General features: G+C 67.9%; 13 protein-coding genes. 3 read left to right on the top strand and 10 right to left on the bottom strand.

Annotated features, from left to right (window positions below; genetic code table 11):
- Nucleotides 1–4 precede the first annotated feature (4 nt).
- Together UYS_RS0206185 and UYS_RS0206180 are read right to left on the bottom strand one after the other, a co-directional pair.
- Nucleotides 5–616, bottom strand: coding sequence for a hypothetical protein (locus tag UYS_RS0206185; RefSeq protein ID WP_016854635.1), 612 nt, complete (start codon nucleotides 614–616; stop codon nucleotides 5–7).
- On the bottom strand, nucleotides 613–2,175 hold the full coding sequence (locus tag UYS_RS0206180; RefSeq protein WP_016854634.1) for a sigma-54-dependent transcriptional regulator: 1,563 nt from the start codon (nucleotides 2,173–2,175) through the stop codon (nucleotides 613–615). The genes UYS_RS0206185 and UYS_RS0206180 overlap by 4 nt, the downstream gene beginning before the upstream one ends.
- Nucleotides 2,176–2,464: 289 nt before the next feature.
- Here UYS_RS0206180 and phhA point away from each other — a divergent pair, with 289 nt between their 5' ends.
- From phhA to UYS_RS0206165, 3 genes are all read left to right on the top strand, one after another.
- Complete coding sequence (gene phhA / locus UYS_RS0206175; protein ID WP_016854633.1) at nucleotides 2,465–3,295, top strand: phenylalanine 4-monooxygenase; 831 nt, start codon at nucleotides 2,465–2,467, stop codon at nucleotides 3,293–3,295.
- A 96-nt stretch (nucleotides 3,296–3,391) separates the two neighbouring features.
- The gene (locus UYS_RS0206170; protein ID WP_016854632.1) at nucleotides 3,392–3,730 is read left to right on the top strand and encodes a 4a-hydroxytetrahydrobiopterin dehydratase; all 339 of its coding nucleotides are present in this window, start codon (nucleotides 3,392–3,394) and stop codon (nucleotides 3,728–3,730) included.
- Nucleotides 3,731–4,921, top strand: coding sequence for an amino acid aminotransferase (locus UYS_RS0206165; RefSeq protein ID WP_016854631.1), 1,191 nt, complete (start codon nucleotides 3,731–3,733; stop codon nucleotides 4,919–4,921).
- Between the two features lie 86 nt (nucleotides 4,922–5,007).
- Here UYS_RS0206165 and UYS_RS0206160 read toward each other — a convergent pair whose 3' ends face one another.
- The 8 genes from UYS_RS0206160 to UYS_RS0206125 all read right to left on the bottom strand — a co-directional run bounded on the left by UYS_RS0206160 (nucleotide 5,008) and on the right by UYS_RS0206125 (nucleotide 13,739).
- Nucleotides 5,008–5,352, bottom strand: coding sequence for a hypothetical protein (locus tag UYS_RS0206160; protein ID WP_016854630.1), 345 nt, complete (start codon nucleotides 5,350–5,352; stop codon nucleotides 5,008–5,010).
- Between the two features lie 346 nt (nucleotides 5,353–5,698).
- Nucleotides 5,699–6,958: a D-amino acid dehydrogenase gene (locus UYS_RS0206155; RefSeq protein ID WP_016854629.1), complete on the bottom strand. Its 1,260-nt coding sequence runs from the start codon at nucleotides 6,956–6,958 to the stop codon at nucleotides 5,699–5,701.
- 214 nt (nucleotides 6,959–7,172) lie between these two features.
- A complete protein-coding gene (locus UYS_RS0206150; RefSeq protein ID WP_051008813.1) occupies nucleotides 7,173–8,459 on the bottom strand; it encodes an MATE family efflux transporter in 1,287 nt (428 codons plus the stop codon).
- 120 nt (nucleotides 8,460–8,579) lie between these two features.
- On the bottom strand, nucleotides 8,580–10,391 hold the full coding sequence (locus tag UYS_RS0206145; RefSeq protein ID WP_026068387.1) for a putative bifunctional diguanylate cyclase/phosphodiesterase: 1,812 nt from the start codon (nucleotides 10,389–10,391) through the stop codon (nucleotides 8,580–8,582).
- A gap of 128 nt (nucleotides 10,392–10,519) precedes the next feature.
- A complete protein-coding gene (locus tag UYS_RS0206140; RefSeq protein WP_016854626.1) occupies nucleotides 10,520–11,107 on the bottom strand; it encodes a PAS domain S-box protein in 588 nt (195 codons plus the stop codon).
- 106 nt (nucleotides 11,108–11,213) lie between these two features.
- On the bottom strand, nucleotides 11,214–11,798 hold the full coding sequence (locus UYS_RS0206135) for a YceI family protein (protein ID WP_016854625.1): 585 nt from the start codon (nucleotides 11,796–11,798) through the stop codon (nucleotides 11,214–11,216).
- Between the two features lie 27 nt (nucleotides 11,799–11,825).
- A complete protein-coding gene (locus UYS_RS0206130) occupies nucleotides 11,826–12,404 on the bottom strand; it encodes a cytochrome b (RefSeq protein ID WP_016854624.1) in 579 nt (192 codons plus the stop codon).
- A gap of 138 nt (nucleotides 12,405–12,542) precedes the next feature.
- Entirely contained in the window at nucleotides 12,543–13,739 is a 1,197-nt protein-coding gene (locus UYS_RS0206125; RefSeq protein WP_016854623.1) for an O-succinylhomoserine sulfhydrylase, read from the bottom strand.
- Nucleotide 13,740: the final 1 nt, after the last annotated feature.

Genomic DNA, 13,740 nt, shown 5'->3' with positions numbered 1-13,740 from the left:
TCGTTCACGCTCGCCGCCGCATCAGCGACAGCGTCGCCAGATGCACCGGCAGATAGAGCGCCAGCGGCCAGGCCAGCATCAGCGCGATGACATAGAGCCCGTCCGGCAGCCAGGCCTGGGCGCCGCCGAAGGGGCCCTCGACCCAGTTGACGTTGCGCGAGGGATCGGTCAGCGCCCGGGCGGCGAGGATCGCCGCCCAGGTCAGCGCGGTCTGCCAGGCGAGGGCCACGCGATCGTAGCCGAGCCTCGCGACGCCGAAACCGGCCACCAGCGGCAGCACCAGGTGATAGAGCGACAGCAGTCGCACCGATAGCGGAATCTCGGCATCGAACATGTACTCGGTGCCGCCGATGGGATGCCAGCCGCTGGCCCAGGCGACGCCGGCATCCAGCGCCCACAGGCTTCCCACCAGCGCCGTGGCCAGCCAGGCCATGGAGACCAGCCGGCGGCTCTCGGCCCACAGCCCGGCCAGCAGCAGGAAGTTGGCCAGGTTGCACAGCCAAAGATAGTTCTGCACGCCGATGCGTAACGCCACCGAAGGCGCCCAGAACAGCATCCACAGCGTGAAGGTCACCTTCAGCCAGCGCGGCAGTCGCCCTCGACCGGCGACACTCATTCGTCCCCCGAGCCGATCCCGTGGCGCTTGAGCTTGTTGGCGATGGTGGTATGCGAGACGCCGAGGCGCTTGGCCAGCTGGCGGCTGGAGGGATGCTGCGGATAGAGGCTCGACAGCACCCGCCGCTCCACCTCGCCGAGGATATCGCCCAGCGAGCCGCCGAGATCGATGCCGGCGAGCCCCGGTACCCGGCCCACCTCGGGCAGGCGCAGATGCGCCGGCTCGATGACCCCGCCCTCGCACAGCGACACCGCCTGGAACAGCACGTTCTCCAGCTGGCGTACGTTGCCCGGCCAGTGATAGGCCGACAGCCGCGCCACCGCACCCGGCGACAGCTGCGGCATCGGGCAGCCGATCTGGGTGGCGGCGCGGTCGATGAAGTGCGTCGCCAGCGCCTGGATGCCGTCCAGGCAGTCCCGCAGCGGCGGCACCTCCAGGGTCAGCACGTTGAGACGGTGGTAGAGATCCTGGCGGAAGCGCCCCTCGGCGCACAGGCTCGGCAGGTCCTGCTGGGTGGCGCAGATCACCCGCACGTCCAGATAGGTCTCCTCGTCGCTGCCCACACGGCGAAAGCCGCCGTCCTGCAGGAAGCGCAGCAGCTTGACCTGCATGCGCGGGCTGGTCTCGCCCACCTCGTCGAGGAAGATGGTGCCGCCGGCGGTCAGCTCCAATAACCCCAGCTTGCCCTCGGGTCGCGCGCCCTCGAAGGCGCCCGGCGCATAGCCGAACAGCTCGGTCTCGGCCATGGATTCCGGCAGCCCCGCACAGTTGAGCGCCATGAACGGCGCCTGCCCCCGCGGGCTCGCCAGGTGGCAGGCCCGGGCCAGCAGCTCCTTGCCGGTGCCGGTCTCGCCCTGGATCAGCAGCGGCGCGTCCAGCGGCGCCATGCGGCGCGCCTCGCCGATCAGCGCCTCCAGCCGCGGGCTGGCCTGGAACAGCGACTCGAAGCCGCGCAGCTCCTGGCGCTGCACCTGATAGATGCGCTCGCCGATGCGATCGGCGCGATGCAGGGTGACCACGGCGCCGGCCAGCGAGGCCACGTCCGACTGCTGCTCGCGGTGCAGCGGCGAGATGTCGGCCAGGTAGACGGTGTCGCGCAGCTTGACCCGCAGCCCGTTGACCCGGGCGTTGTTGCGGCGGATCAGCTCCGGCAGGTCGAGATCGGGCAGGTAGCGGTCCAGCGACAGGCCCGGCACCTCGTCGACCCGCACGCCCAGCAGCTGCCCGGCGGCGCGGTTGGCCGCCACCAGGTGGCCCTCCATGTCGATCGACATCACCGGGTCCGACAGCGACGACAGCAGGGCATCGAGCTCGAGGTGTCGCCGCTCGCTGGGCATCAGGCCGACCCGGCGCACGCCGAACACCCCGGGCACCTGCTCGAGCTCGGGCTTGAGCGTGGCCAGCTGGGCGTTCAGCAGGTTGGGCACGTGCAGGTAGATGGCGTTGCCGTGCTCGCCGCCGACCTCGCCGTGGGCCACGTTGAGCCCGTAGTCGGCGAAGTGGGCCACGATATCGCGCAGGATGCCGATGCGGTTCTGGCAGTGGAATCTCAGGCGCATGAAAGACTCGCAGGTCGAAAAAACGGACCGGGCCGCCAGAAGGTCGTCAGCCCGGCGTGACTCATCTGTAAAGATAACGTGACATTAAGGGCGTCGCGACGCCGATACCATGCGCCTTTGGCCGCATCACCCCCTCCGCGAGCCCCGACTGTCATGTATTCTTTACAACCAAACGCCTTCCCGCCGCCCGAGTTCGCCCGCTGAACGCCCCACTCACCCCGTCGCTCCACCTAGACTGCGGTCATCCCCTTGAGGCCATGACAATTCCAATACCGTGACGGGAGCAACCATGAAGGCTCAAAGCGCCCCCAAGAAGACCGCCTATCAGGCCAGAATGCCGGACGCCAACGGCCATATCGCCTGGAGCGAGCAGGAAAACGCCACCTGGCGCACGCTGATGGAGCGTCAGGTCGAGCTGCTGCCGGGCCGCGTCTGCCAGGAATATCTCGACGGCATGGAGCGCCTGGCGCTGCCCATCGAGCGCATCCCCCAGCTCGCCGAGGTCGACGCCGTGCTGCGCGACGCCACCGGCTGGGAAACCGCCCAGGTGCCGGCACTGATTCCCTTCGACACCTTCTTCGAGCTGCTGGCCAATCGCCGCTTCCCGGTGGCCACCTTCATTCGCACGCCGGAGGAGCTGGACTACCTGCAGGAGCCGGACATCTTCCACGAGATCTTCGGCCACTGCCCGATGCTCACCAATCCGGCCTTCGCCGAATTCACCGCCACCTACGGCCGCCTGGGCCTCGAAGCCAAGCCCAAGGAGCGTGTCTACCTGGCCCGGCTGTACTGGATGACCGTGGAATTCGGCCTGGTCGATACCCCCGCGGGCCGGCGCGTCTACGGCGGCGGCATCATCTCCTCGCCCAAGGAGACCCTGCATGCCCTGTCCGACGCCCCCGTGCATGCGCCCTTCGATCCGCTGGACGCGCTGCGCACGCCCTACCGGATCGACATCCTCCAGCCGCTCTACTATGTACTGGATAGTCTGGAGACGCTGCACGAGCTGGCCGGCCGCGACATCATGGCCATGGTTCACGAGGCCATGGCACTCGGGCTGTTCGAGCCGCGCTTTCCGCCGAAGCCCAAACCCGCCGAGACCGAGGCGGCCAGCGCCTGATACACGCCAGCAGCGCGGTCGGCCCCCTTGCATCGGCGGCCGATCATCACCATGACATATCCCACATCCACCACAATACGCCTACGAGGAGCCATCATGAGCGAGCTTTCCGAACAGCAGTGCGAAGCCTGCAGCTGGGACGCCCCCCACGTCACCGAGAGCGAGATCGAGCAGTATCGCGGCAATATCCCCGAGTGGCAGATCGTCGAGCGCGATGGCATCATGCAGCTGGAGCGGATCTTCACGTTCCGCAACTTTCGGCAGGCCCTGGCGTTCACCAACCGGGTCGGCGAGATCGCCGAGGAAGCGGGTCACCACCCGGCCCTGCTGACCGAGTGGGGCAAGGTCACCGTGACCTGGTGGTCCCACGAGATGAAGGGCCTGCACAAAAACGATTTCATCCTAGCCGCCAGAACCGACGAGGTAGCGACGTAAATGTTCGAACAGATTGAGCGGGTTCCCGGGGATGCCATCCTCGGGCTCATCGAGGCCTTCAAGAAGGACACCAACCCTCAGAAGGTCGATCTCGGCGTCGGCGTCTATCGTGATGCCCAGGGCAACACCCCGGTGATGCGCGCGGTCAAGGAAGCCGAGGCCCTGCTGCTCAACAACGAGACCACCAAGACCTACATCGGTTCTCACGGCGCTCCGGCCTACGGCGACGTGGTGCTGCCAATGGTATTCGGCCAGGGCTCCCCGGTGCTCGAGGCCGGCCGCGCCAGCGCGACCCAGTCTCCCGGCGGCACCGGCGCGCTGCGCCTGGCGGCGGACTTCATCGCCACCCAGCTGCCCGGCAAGGACGTCTGGGTCAGCGATCCGACCTGGCCGAACCACCTCGGCATCTTCCCGGCGGCCGGCCTCACCCTGCACAAGTACCCCTACGTCGACGCCGACAACCGTCTCGACTTCGACGGCATGCTCGGGGCCCTGAAGCAGATCCCCGAGGGCGACGTGGTGCTGCTGCACGCCTGCTGCCACAACCCGACCGGCTTCGACCTGTCCCAGGATCAGTGGAAACAGGTGCTGGAGGTGCTCAAGGAGCGCAAGCTGCTGCCGCTGGTAGACTTCGCCTACCAGGGCTTCGGCGAGGGCCTGGACGAGGACGCCTTCGCGCCGCGCCTGCTGGCCGAGAACCTCGACGAGGTGATCATCACCAGCTCCTGCTCCAAGAACTTCGGCATCTACTGCGAGCGGACCGGCTGCCTGATCATGGTCGCCAGGAACGCCGAGCAGATGGAGAACGTTCGCTCCCAGGTGGCCATCGTCGCCCGCGAGAACTACTCCAACCCGCCGGCCCACGGCGGCGCCATCGTCTCCGAGATCCTGCACTCCGACGAGCTGACCGCCATCTGGCGCGAGGAGCTCACCGAGATGCGCGACCGCATCAACACCCTGCGTCGCGATTTCGTCGAGGCCCTGAAGCCCTACGGCCTGGACGAGAAGTACGCCCACGTGGCCGAGCAGCGCGGCATGTTCTCCTACACCGGCTTGACGCCGGAACAGGTGGACCGCCTGCGCGACGAGTTCAGCATCTACATGGTGCGCTCAGGCCGTGCCAACGTGGCCGGCTTCTCCCACGAGAACCTGCCCTACCTGGCCAAGGCGATCGCCGCGGTCAACGACTGACCGGCTGACGCCGTTCGGACACGCGACGCCCGGGCCCTGCGGCCCGGGCGTCGTGCATTCCGGCCGCGACGCGCGGCGGCTCGGACTCAGCGCCGAACGTCGCGATGCGTGGCATCCTCCACGGCGGTCGTGGCCCGATCGTGGCGCTGCGCCAGCTGCCGCTCCACCCGATCCGTGGCGTCATGCACCGTTTCCGAGGCCCGCTCATGATGTTCGCCCGAGCGACGCGAGGCCTCTCCCGCCTCGCGGTCGGCCCGGCCACGTTCGGTCGCGAGGCCACTGTCGGTATCGGCGCCGACGCGCACGTCATGGTGCGAGGCCGACAGCCGGGCACCGGCGCTGGCCTCGGCCGCGGTATCGGCCAGCAGAGTGCCCGCGCTCAGTGAACTGCAGGCCAGGGTGATGCCGATGGCGAGTGTCTTGAACGTCATGATGCCTCCTTGGCGAAACCGGCGTGGCGGCGATACGTTGCCTGCGACGCCCGGTGGGTGTCGACGGCAGTCCATCGAGGCCTGCCTCACCCTCATAGGCTGCGAACGACGTGCCACCTATTCCGCGAAACTTTTAATATCAGCAAGTTAAAAATCGATCGGGACGACCGACCAAGCCCGGCGACCGCCCTCGACCGGGAAGACGTCGCCATGAGGCGACATACCAGCCCTCCACCCTTTATTAGCTTTTAAAACAGAGGATTACATTGTCGCCATACGGCGACGGCCCGCGCCATGCGCGGGCCGTCCGGTCAATATCCGCGAGCAAGTCGCGGGCAAGGGCGCGTCAGGCGGCGTAGCGCGAGACGTCGAGCCCCTGCGGGTCGATGCGCGGCGTTTCGGCCGCCATCAGATCGGCCAGCAGCTGGGCGCTGCCGCAGCTCATGGTCCAGCCCAGGGTCCCGTGGCCGGTGTTGAGCCACAGGTTGTCGTAGCGGGTGGCGCCGATGATCGGCGTGGAGTCCGGCGTCATCGGACGCAGGCCACTCCAGAACTCGGCGCGGTCGACGTCGCCGCCCTCGGGGAAGACGTCGCGCACCACCATGTCGATGGTCGCTCGGCGCTTCTCCGGCAGGCTCAGGTCGTGGCCCGCCAGCTCGGCGGTGCCGCCCACGCGGATGCGGTCATCGAAGCGCGAGATCGCCACCTTGTAGGTCTCGTCCATCACCGTGGACTGGGGCGCCCCGCCGTCGTCCACCACCGGCACGGTCAGGCTGTAACCCTTGACCGGGTAGATCGGCAGGCGGATGCCCAGGTCCTTGACCAGGAACGGCGAATAGCTGCCCAGGCAGACCACGTAGGCGTCGGCGGTGAGCTCGCCGGCGCTGGTAATCACGCCCTCGATGCCGGCGTTGCCGCGGCGGATGCGCTGGATGTCGACGCCGAAGCGGAAACTGACGCCCAGGTGCTCACGGCAATAGTCGGCCAGGCGATTGGTGAACAGGTGGCAGTCACCGGTCTGGTCGTCCGGCAGGTGCAGGCCGCCGACGAACTTGCCCGGCACCCGGGAAAGGGCCGGTTCGACCGCGGTGACCTCGTCGGCGCCCAGCAGCCGGTGGCGAACGCCGCAGCGCTCGAGCACCTGCATGTCCTTGGCCACGGCCTCCACCTGGCTGTCGTGACGGAACAGCTGCAAGAGACCCTTCTGACGATCCTCGTAGCGGATGCCGGTCTCGGCGCGCAGGGCGTCGATGCAGGCCCGGCTGTGCTCGGCGATGCGCACCATGCGCTCCTTGTTCACCGCATAGCGCTCGGGATTGCAGTTGCCGAACATCTTCATCATGAAACGGGCCATGGTCGGGTCCATGCGCGGCTGGATCTTCAGCGGCGCATGCTCCTGGAACATCCACTTCACCGCCTTCTGCGGGATGCCGGGCGCGGCCCAGGGCGAGGAGAAACCGAACGACACCTGACCGGCGTTGCCGTAGCTGGTTTCCATGGCCGGTGCCGACTGACGATCCACCACGGTGACCTCATGGCCCTGACGCGCCAGATAGTAGGCGCTGGTGACACCGACCACGCCGCTGCCGAGAATCAATACCTTCATGCCGTGCTCTCCCCTGATCGTGTTGTTGGATCGCCGTGCCATCTGCGGGAACGAGATCGCCCGGGCCATGCCCGGGCGATGCGATGGAACGAGTATAGGAGAGCCAAGTTAGATGATTTTTCTGTTATTCACTTCATGGATTGTCACAACCTTCAAATAATCATCACTTACTGGACTTTCAATAAACAAAAACAATGAAAAACAGCAAAAAACACTACCCACTTCCGACTGGCTGGCGCCGCGGGCTGGCGAGGGTACGCCGCAACAGCCCCCAGGCCGCCAGGCCGGCCAGCAGATTGCCCAGCGCCGCCCCCAGTGCCAGGCCCGGCAGGTCGCCCAGCCAGGCCCCCAGCCCCAGGCAAGGCAGGTAGAAGGCGAACAGCCGGGCGGCGGACATCATCATCGCCCGCAGCGGCCAGCCCAGCGCATTGCCGGCGGAGACCACCAGCATGCAGACCCCTAGCGCGGCATAGCTCGGCGGCAGCCAGTGCAGCAGTATGGTCAGGTCATCGCTCACCTCGGCGGAGCCGGCCAGGGCCGCGGACACCCAGGGCGCGGCCAGCGCCAGCGCCAGCCCCAGCCCCAGCTGCCAGAGCACGGCCACCTTCAATGCCAGACGCATCAGGCGATTCACCTGCGGCCAGTCGCCGGCGCCGTAGCAGCGCCCCAGCCAGGGCGGCAGCGACATGGTCATCGCCAGCACGGCCATCAGCGACAGGGTCTCCAGGCGGCTGGCCAGGCCCCAGGCCGCCACCTGGGACTCGCCGAGCCGAGCCACCACCGAGATCGCCAGCATGGCGGCCAGCGGCGGCATCAGCTGGCTGATCATGGCCGGCCCGGCGATGCCGAGGAAGGGCCGCAGCGACCGACCGGCCTCCTCCCACAGCCCGCGGGTGGCCAGCCAGTCGGTGCCGGCCAGACGCATGCCCATCACGCCGAGCCCCACCAGCATGGCCAGCACCGTGGCCCAGGCCGCCCCCGGCAGCCCCAGCCCCTGCCAGTCGCCGACGCCGAAGATCAGCAGCGGATCGAGCGCCAGGTTGGCCAGGCTGGTGATCACCATCAGCGAGCCGGGCAAACGCGTGTTGCCGTGGGCCCGGAACAGGCTGTAGCCGAAATAGAGCACCGCCCCCACCCAGGCGGACAGCAGCTGGGGGCCCCAGTAGGCGCGGATCAGCGCCAGCGATTCGGGTTCGGCGCCCAGCCGCCGGAAGATCGGCACCTGGGCCAGCCACAGCCCCACGGCCAGCAGCGCGATGACCAGCGCCCCCACAAGCAGCACCAGGCTGCTCAGGCGGCGGGCTCGCGACGCCTCCCCCGCCCCCAGGGCCCGGGAGATCAGCGCGGCGATGGCGATTCCCATGCCCACCTGGACGCCGATGATCAGGAAGGACAGCGGCAGGGTGAAGGACTGGGCGGCCAGCGGCGCCGTGCCCAGGCGGGCGACGAAGGCGCTGTCGATCAGCTGAAAGCCCAGCAATGACAGCACGCCGATGGCCATGGGCCAGGTCTGACGCCACAGCGTCACACCCAGCGAGGAAGAGGTAGCGTCGTTTCGCAACACAGGGACTCCGCGGGAATCGTCGAGGGCGGCCCATTCTACGCGAAGTCGCGGCCCGTCTCAGGGGGCGTGCTCGAGCTGGGCGAGCAGCAGCCGCTGCACCTCGGCCACCGGCAGCGGCCGATGGAAATAGTAGCCCTGCACCAGGTCGCAGCGCATCTCGCGCACCAGCGCCAGCTGCTCGCCGGTCTCGACGCCCTCGGCCACCACCTCCAGCCCCAGCCGATGGCCGATGAAGACCGTGGCCTCCATGATGGCGCGGTCCTCCGGCTGCTGCGGCGCATCGCGAACGAAGGAGCGGTCGATCTTGAGCGCGGTGACCGGAAACAGCTTGAGGTAGCTGAGCGACGAGTAGCCGGTGCCGAAGTCGTCGATGGCGATGCGCACCCCGCGGTGGTAGAGCCGGCGCAGCCGCGTCAGCACGCCCTCGTTGGCCTCGATCAGCACGTTCTCGGTCAGCTCGATGCCGATGTCCTGGGGCTCGAGACCGTGGCGCGCCACGCAGGCCTCCAGGCGTTCGAGCGTCTCCGGTGCCCGCACCTGGCGCCCCGACAGGTTGATGTCGATGCGCAGCGCCTCGACCCCCGCCGCGCGCCAGGCCGCCTGCTGGCGACAGGCTTCCTCCATCACCCAGTTGCCGAGCCGCTCGATCAGCCCCGAGCGCTCGGCCAGGGGAATGAACTCGGCGGGCGAGACCGCCTCGCCGTCGGCCGGCTCCCAGCGCAGCAGCGCCTCGAGATTCTCGATCCGGCCGCTCACCGCCGACACCTGGGGCTGATAGTGCAGGCTGAGCTCGCGATTGGCGATGGCGTGCTCCAGCCGCTCGGCGAGCCGATGCTGGCGCACCAGCTCGTCGTGGAAATGCTGCTGGAAGCCCTGCAGGGCGCCCTGCCCGTCCAGCTTGGCGCGGTTCTTGGCCACGTCGGCGTTGCGGATCAGCTCCCGGGCCACCCGACCGTGATCGGGGAAGACGCTGAGCCCGAGGCTGGCGGTGACCGGGCGCGCGATGCCATCCACCTCGAAGGGCCGGTCGAACGCCGAGCGGACGTTCTCGACCACCGTGCGCCGCGCCTCGGCATCCCCCACGCCGGGAAAGGCCATCACGAACTCGTCGCCGGAGACCCGCGACATCAGGTCCCCGGACCGCTGGCGATGGCGCAGGCGGCGGGTCAGCTCGATCAGGATCTGGTCGCCCTGGGCATAGCCGAGGGCGTCATTGATCTCGGCGAAGTGGTCGATGTCCAGGTAGAGCACGGTCAGCGACCGTCCCTGGCGCCGGCAGCGGTCGAGCCGCTCGTCCAGGTCGGCCTCGAAGGTCTGGCGATTGGGCAGGTGCGTCAACTGATCGAAGCGGGTGGCGAAGGCCAGATCGCGATGAGCCCGCTTCTGGTCGGACAGATCGATATCGACACAGAACATCAGCGGGTTGTCGGTATGCTCGCCGAGCATCACGTGGTGGGAGAACACCGGTACCGGCTCGCCGCTGCGGTGGCGCAGCTCGAGCTCATCGGCGGGAATTGCCTGGCCCTGCTCGACCCACGCCCGGTGGGCCTCGACGACCGGCTGACGCATGGGATCGGGAATGATCAGATCCTCGAGCAGGCGCCCCATGGCCTCCTCGGCCGGATAGCCGTAGAGCCGGGCACTGGCATCGTTCCAGTAGATGACCCGACGCTGCCGGTCGTAGCCCTGCACTGCCACGCGCGGCAGGTTCTCCAGCAAGACGCGAAATCGCTGCTCGCTGTCCTGGTGAAGGCGCTGGATCGCCCTCACGTCCTCGCGATCGTGTTTCCCTGAGGCAGGCCATGTCCCGACCGTGCTGCACCACCGGAGCCATCGATCACGAATGCGTTTGACGTGCCGTCCGCCCATGGAAACTCCGCGTCGTTGGGACCCGACCGCCTGACGAAGAAGGAACATTTGTCATTCAAAAGTATCAGACGGCCACCCTCAGCATAGACGCTTTCCACGCCAGGGATCTCCCCGCCGAGGCTCAGTGATCATCGCGGCACATCGAGCCCCACGTCCACGCAGAACATCACCGGCGAATCGGTATCGCTGTCGAACATGACGTGATAGGAGTAGACATCGACGGGCTGGCCGCTTCGATCCTGGAGCCGCAACCGCTCCGCGGGGATGGGAATGCCGTGATCCACCCAGGCCTGGTGACGACGGATGACCGCCTCCCTCATGGGCAAGGGGATGATCAGCTCCTCGAGCTTGTGCCCCCAGGCCTCCTCGTACCGGTACCCGTAGAGTCGCGTGCTGGCCTCGTTCCAGAATACCACCCGTCGATGCCGGTCGTAGCCCTGGACGGCGGCACCGGTGAGCCCTTCCAGCAAGGCGCGGAAGCGATCGTCGCCACACCGGGCCTGGCGTCGGGTCAGCTCGTCGACCGCGGGGCGGCGGCCAACCGGCAGCGCGCACGCCGCGGAGACGATACAACAGCCGGTGACCACGATCAGGGCCGTCCCCGCCCACCACTGGCCGTGCCACAACACCAGCGCGGCCAACAGCCAGGACAGAAGGCCCAGCCCCCAGATTGCGCGAGCCCGCCACTGGCGATGATGACCAGGCGCCTTTTTCATCCTGCCAATTCCCCATGCCTCCGGGTTCCGGATCCTGCCGATTACAGCCCAAAACGACACATCCCGGCCATGGGCCGGGATGTGTCGCACAGGCGCCGCCGGAAGTTTACTGGCGAATGCCCTCGAAGGTCACGTACAGCTCGAGCTCGTGCATCGACTCCGGGAACTGCGACATGTCGATGCCATAGTCGGAGAGTATCAGGGTGGTGGAGCCCTCGAAGCCCGCACGATAGTTGCCCCAGGGATCGTCGCCCTCGCCCAGCAGGGTGACCGGCATCTCGATGGTCTGCGTCTCGCCGTGCAGGGTCAGATCGCCGGTCAGCACCCCCTCTCCGTCTCCGGTGGGCTCGAAGTCGGTGGAGGCGAAGCTCGCGGTCGGGTACTCGGCCACGTCGAGGAAATCGTCGCTCAGGATGTGCTTGTCGCGCTCGGCATGATTGGTGGTCAGGCTGTCGACTTCCACGTCCAGATGGGCAGAAGACGCCCCCGGATTCTCGGGATCGTAGCTGAAGCCGCCGTCGAACTCCTCGAAGCTGCCCAGGATGTAGGAAAAGCCCAGGTGGCTGATCTTGAACTGCACGAAGGCGTGCTGGCCGTCGGTGTCGATGGCGTAGTCGGCGGCCTGTGCCTGGGCGAGCGGCACCAGGGACGCGGCGGCCAGGGCGGCGGTCAGTGCGGTCTTCTTGTACATCGCTAACTCCTTGCGTGACTCGATGGGTCAGTGGGAAGCGGGCCCGCCGCGGCGGCGAGCCCGGGTGTAACGGGGCGAGAGCATGCGCAGCAGGGTGTCGTTTCGATCCACCCAGTGATGCTTGAACGCGGCGAGGCCATGGCCGGCGGCGAGCAGCATCAGCGTCAGCGCCGCATACCAGTGGACGCTGCCGGCGACGCTGGCTTGGCGGGGCAGCCCGCTGACCAGCGCCGGCACCTCGAAGAGGCCGAAGACGTCGATGCCGGCCCCCTCCGCGGTGGAGATCAGATAGCCGCTGACCAGCACCAGCAGCATCAGCGCGTAGAGCGCGGCATGGCCGAGGTGAGCGGCCAGGCGCTCGAGGCGCGAACCAGGCAGCGCCGGCGTCGGCTGCAGCGCCCGCCACGCCAGCCGGCCCAGGGTCACGGCGAAGACCAGCACGCCCAAGGAACGATGCCACCAGGGCGCCAGATGGTACCAGTCGTCGTAGTAACCGAGACCGGTCATCCACCAGCCCAGCACGAACAGCCCGACGAAGGCCAGCGCACTCAGCCAGTGCAGCAGGATGCTGGTCAGTCCCCAGCCAGAAGAGGTATTACGCCACATGAGCGGTCCCGAACGCGGTTCACAGGGCACCAGACTACCCGAGCGCGACGGGGGAATCCGCTGAAAAAAGATGAATGCTTCGTTCGGAAATCCCGCATGCCGCCCGTTTGAACGGCATGCGAACGCCTTGGCGTCGGCCTAGACCAGGGTGTCGAGGCCGCGGGCCAGGTCGGCCTGGATGTCGGCGATGTCCTCGAGACCCACCGCAATGCGGATCAGGCCCTCGCGAATGCCGGCGGCGGCCTTCTGGTCGTCGGAGAGGCGACCGTGGGTGGTGGTGCCGGGATGGGTGATGGTGGTCTTGACGTCGCCCAGGTTGCCGGTGATCGACAGCATCTCGGTGGCATCGATCACCGACCAGGCGCCTTCTCGACCGCCCTTGACCTCGACGCCGAGCACCGCGCCGAACGCCTTCTGCTGACGCGCGGCCAGCTCATGCTGCGGATGACCGGCCAGCCCGCTGTAATACACCCGCTCCACCGCCGGATGGGCCTCGAGCCACTCGGCCAGCTCGAGCGCGTTGGCGCAGTGGGCCTTCATGCGCAGCCCCAGGGTCTCCAGGCCCTTGGTGAAGATCCAGGCGTTGAACGGGCTCATGCAGGGCCCACAGGTACGCACCACGCCGTAGACTTCCTGCAGCAGCGCGTCGGGGCCGACCACCGCGCCGCCAACGGCACGCCCCTGGCCGTCCAGGTACTTGGTGGCGGAGTGGATCACCAGATCCGCCCCCAGCGCGATAGGCGTCTGCAGCGCCGGGGTCAGGAAGCAGTTGTCGATCGCCAGCCAGGCGCCGTGGCGATGGGCGATCTCGGCCAGTGCCGGGATGTCGCCCACCTCGGACAGCGGATTGGACGGCGTCTCGGCGAACAGCAGCCTGGTCGCCGGCGTGATCGCCGCCTCCCAGGCCGCCAGGTCGGAGAGCTCGACGTAGCGGGTGGTGATGCCGAACTTGCCCAGGTACTTGTCGAACAGGCTGACCGTGGAGCCGAACAGCGAGCGCGAGGCGACGATCTCGTCGCCGGCCTGCAGCAGCGCCAGCGCCGTGGACAGGATCGCCGACATGCCGGAGCTGGTCGCCACGCAGCGCTCGCCACCCTCCAGGGCGGCGAGGCGGCGCTCGAAGGTCTGCACCGACGGGTTGGTGAACCGCGAGTAGACGTTGCCCGGCTCCTGGCCGCCGAACTTGCGCGCCGCCTCGGCGGCGCTGCCGTAGACGAAGCTCGAGGTCGGAAAGATCGGCTCGCCGTGCTCCTGCTCGGCGGTACGGTGGTGCCCGGAGCGGATCGCCAGGGTATCGAGCCCCCAGTCCTGCTCGGGAATGGTGTCGTCGTGCATG

Source organism: Halomonas smyrnensis AAD6 (assembly GCF_000265245.1).
GTDB lineage: Bacteria > Pseudomonadota > Gammaproteobacteria > Pseudomonadales > Halomonadaceae > Halomonas > Halomonas smyrnensis.
Note: the sequence above shows the minus strand (reverse complement) of the source record. Positions and strands in the feature narration are given on the sequence as shown.

Bases quoted from the DNA above. Each gene is read 5' to 3' on its own strand.
- UYS_RS0206140 (WP_016854626.1), bottom strand. From the start codon at position 11,107: ATGAAAAAGGCGCCTGGTCATCATCGCCAGTGGCGGGCTCGCGCAATC.
- UYS_RS0206135 (WP_016854625.1), bottom strand. From the start codon at position 11,798: ATGTACAAGAAGACCGCACTGACCGCCGCCCTGGCCGCCGCGTCCCTG.
- UYS_RS0206125 (WP_016854623.1), bottom strand. From the start codon at position 13,739: ATGCACGACGACACCATTCCCGAGCAGGACTGGGGGCTCGATACCCTG.
- UYS_RS0206185 (WP_016854635.1), bottom strand. From the start codon at position 616: ATGAGTGTCGCCGGTCGAGGGCGACTGCCGCGCTGGCTGAAGGTGACC.
- UYS_RS0206165 (WP_016854631.1), top strand. From the start codon at position 3,731: ATGTTCGAACAGATTGAGCGGGTTCCCGGGGATGCCATCCTCGGGCTC.
- UYS_RS0206155 (WP_016854629.1), bottom strand. From the start codon at position 6,958: ATGAAGGTATTGATTCTCGGCAGCGGCGTGGTCGGTGTCACCAGCGCC.
- phhA (WP_016854633.1), top strand. From the start codon at position 2,465: ATGAAGGCTCAAAGCGCCCCCAAGAAGACCGCCTATCAGGCCAGAATG.
- UYS_RS0206150 (WP_051008813.1), bottom strand. From the start codon at position 8,459: ATGGCCATCGGCGTGCTGTCATTGCTGGGCTTTCAGCTGATCGACAGC.
- UYS_RS0206160 (WP_016854630.1), bottom strand. From the start codon at position 5,352: ATGACGTTCAAGACACTCGCCATCGGCATCACCCTGGCCTGCAGTTCA.
- UYS_RS0206170 (WP_016854632.1), top strand. From the start codon at position 3,392: ATGAGCGAGCTTTCCGAACAGCAGTGCGAAGCCTGCAGCTGGGACGCC.
- UYS_RS0206145 (WP_026068387.1), bottom strand. From the start codon at position 10,391: ATGGGCGGACGGCACGTCAAACGCATTCGTGATCGATGGCTCCGGTGG.
- UYS_RS0206180 (WP_016854634.1), bottom strand. From the start codon at position 2,175: ATGCGCCTGAGATTCCACTGCCAGAACCGCATCGGCATCCTGCGCGAT.
- UYS_RS0206130 (WP_016854624.1), bottom strand. From the start codon at position 12,404: ATGTGGCGTAATACCTCTTCTGGCTGGGGACTGACCAGCATCCTGCTG.